Below are 2,726 nucleotides of genomic sequence, written 5' to 3' on the forward strand. Positions count from 1 at the left end.
GCGCGGCGGGCTTCGAGCACGTCAGCATCGACCTCATCTACGGCACGCCGGGGGAGCGCGACGACGACCTGCGCCGGTCGGTCGACACCGCACTGGAGGCGGGCATCGACCACCTGTCGGCCTACGCGCTGGTGGTGGAGGACGGCACCGCCCTGGCCCGTCGGGTACGGCGCGGCGAGGTCGCCGCGCCCGACGACGACGTGCTGGCCGACCGCTACACGCTGCTGGACGCGAAGCTGTCTGAGTCGGGACTCACCTGGTACGAGGTGTCGAACTGGAGCAGGCCGGGCGCCGAGTGCAGGCACAACCTCGGCTACTGGGACGGCGGTGAGTGGTGGGGCGCCGGGCCCGGCGCGCACGGATACCTGGGCGCCACCCGGTGGTGGAACGTCAAGCACCCGAACGCCTATGCCTCCACGCTCGCCGAGCGCACCCTGCCGGTCGCGGACTTCGAACTGCTCGACGACGCCGACCGGCACGTCGAGGACGTGATGCTGCGGCTGCGCCTGCGCACCGGCCTGCCGCTGGCCGTTCTCGGCGAGGTCGAACGGGAGCGGCTGGGCAGCGCGGAGGCCGACGGCCTCGTCGTGCGCGCGGCCGACCGGGTGGTGCTGACCGACCGCGGCAGGCTGCTGGCCGACGCGGTGGTGCGCCGGCTGCTCGACTGAAAGCGCGAACTCACGGCATCGGCGATGCGCCAGAACCGTCCCGAAGAAGGTTGTCGCTGCGGTACTTTCGGCCCGGTGTCCGACCTGACTAACCGCCAGATCCTGCTGCGCCGCCGTCCCACCGGCCTGATCGGGCCTGCCGACACCGAACTGGTCAGCACACCCGCGCCCGAACCGGCCGACGGTGAGGCCCTGCTGCGCAACACTTACATCGGCATCGACGCCGCCGCCAGGACGTGGCTCAACGACCAGCCTGGCTACCTGCCGCCGGTCGGCATCGGCGAGGTGATCCGTGCGGCCGGGATCGGCGAGGTGGTGGCGTCGCGGTGCCCGGCGTACGCGGTCGGCGACGTCGTCACCACGCTGTCGGGGTTCCAGGAGTACGTCATCATCCGCGACGACCTCTTCAGCACGCCGATGCCCGGGGAGAACGACCAGTTGGCGATCATGTCGATCTACGGCCCGACGGGAGCGACGGCGTATTTCGGCATGACCGACATCGGCCGCCCGCAACCCGGCGAGACGGTGGTGGTGTCGGCGGCGGCGGGCGCCACCGGCTCGGTCGCCGGACAGATCGCCAAGATCGCGGGCGCCCGCGTGGTCGGTATCGCCGGCGGGCCGCACAAGTGCCGGGCGGTGGTCGAGGAGTTCGGCTTCGACGCCTGCATCGACTACAAGAACGGCAACCTCCCCGCCGCACTCAAGGAGCACTGCCCCCGCGGCGTCGACGTGTACTTCGACAACGTCGGCGGGCCGATCCTGGACGCCGTGCTCGGCCGACTGGCGTCCAGGGCGCGCGTGGTGCTGTGCGGGGTCATCTCCAGTTACCTCAGCGGCGAACACCCCGGCCCGGCGAACTACGTCAGCCTGCTGTCGAAGACCGCGCTGATGCAGGGGTTCAACGCGCTCGACCAGTGGGGCCGCTTCGACGAGGCCTTCGCCGCACTGCGGCAGTGGGAGCGCGACGGGCTGCTGGTGCACCGGCAGACGATCTTCGACGGCGTCGAGTCGTGTGTCGACGCGCTCAACGGCCTCTTCACCGGCGCCAACATCGGCAAGACGCTGGTGAAGGTCAGCGAGCCGGCGGCGCCGTGACCTGACGTTGCGCGCGCGGCATCCGGCGGCACGCCGCGGCGGCGACGTGATGTGCGCAACACCTGCCGCCCGGTGCGGCGCCATAACGCCGGAGGGGCTGGTCAACGGCGGATGGAAGGCGTTTCGCCGGCCCTCAGGTAGGTGACTGCCGGAAATTTTCGTGTGCCAATATTGTGCGCATGTCAGTCGAGCACTTAGGCAAGGCTAAGCAGACCTCGTCCGTGTCGAGTGCTGAGTCGGGCCGGTACTGACGTGTCGACAGACGAACCGGTCGCCGTCATCGGTCTGGGCTGCCGCGTGGCGGGCGACGTCGGCACGCCCGCCGACTTCTGGAACTTCCTGGTCGAAGGCCGCAGCGACGTACGCGAGGTGCCCGAGCAGCGCTGGGAGCCCTACCTGCGGCGGGATCCGCGCAACGCCGCGGTGCTGCGCGAGACCACCCGCTGGGGCACGTTCCTCGACGACCTCGCCGGATTCGACGCCGACTTCTTCGGCGTCTCGCCGCGGGAGGCCGAGTTGATGGACCCCCAGCAGCGCCTCGCCCTCGAGGTCAGCTGGGAGGCGCTGGAGCACGCCGGGGTGTCGCCGCGGTCACTCGCCGGCGGCGACACCGCCGTCCTGATGGGCGTCAACTCCGACGACTACGGCAAGCTGCTCATGGAGGACCTGCCGGGCATCGAGGCGTGGACCGGCATCGGCACGTCGCTGTGCGGGATCGCCAACCGGGTGTCGCACCTGCTCGATCTGCGCGGCCCCAGCGTCGCACTGGACGCGGCGTGCGCGGCCTCACTGGTCGCGGTGCACCAGGCGTGCCAGATGCTGCGTGCGGGCGAGACCTCGCTCGCCCTCGCCGGCGGCGTCAGCGCCCTGATCGGCCCTGGCCTCACCCGGGTGCTCGACGAGGCCGGCGCCACCGCGCCCGACGGGCGCTGCAAGACCTTCGACGCCGCCGCCGACGGCTAC

3 protein-coding genes are annotated in these 2,726 nt (G+C 71.3%); all 3 read left to right on the forward strand.

The window, feature by feature from the left end; translation table 11 throughout:
* Positions 1–668: coproporphyrinogen-III oxidase family protein (locus Q2100_RS30770; protein WP_302917062.1), on the forward strand; the 668-nt coding region annotated here is incomplete at its 5' end.
* 75 nt (positions 669–743) lie between these two features.
* A complete protein-coding gene (locus Q2100_RS30775) occupies positions 744–1,763 on the forward strand; it encodes an NADP-dependent oxidoreductase (RefSeq protein ID WP_269893315.1) in 1,020 nt (339 codons plus the stop codon).
* Positions 1,764–2,015: 252 nt separating this feature from the next.
* On the forward strand, positions 2,016–2,726 hold a 711-nt coding region (locus tag Q2100_RS30780; protein WP_302917063.1), incomplete at its 3' end, for a beta-ketoacyl [acyl carrier protein] synthase domain-containing protein.

Origin of the sequence: Mycolicibacterium arseniciresistens, from assembly GCF_030519285.1 — a bacterium.
Lineage (GTDB): Bacteria > Actinomycetota > Actinomycetes > Mycobacteriales > Mycobacteriaceae > Mycobacterium > Mycobacterium arseniciresistens.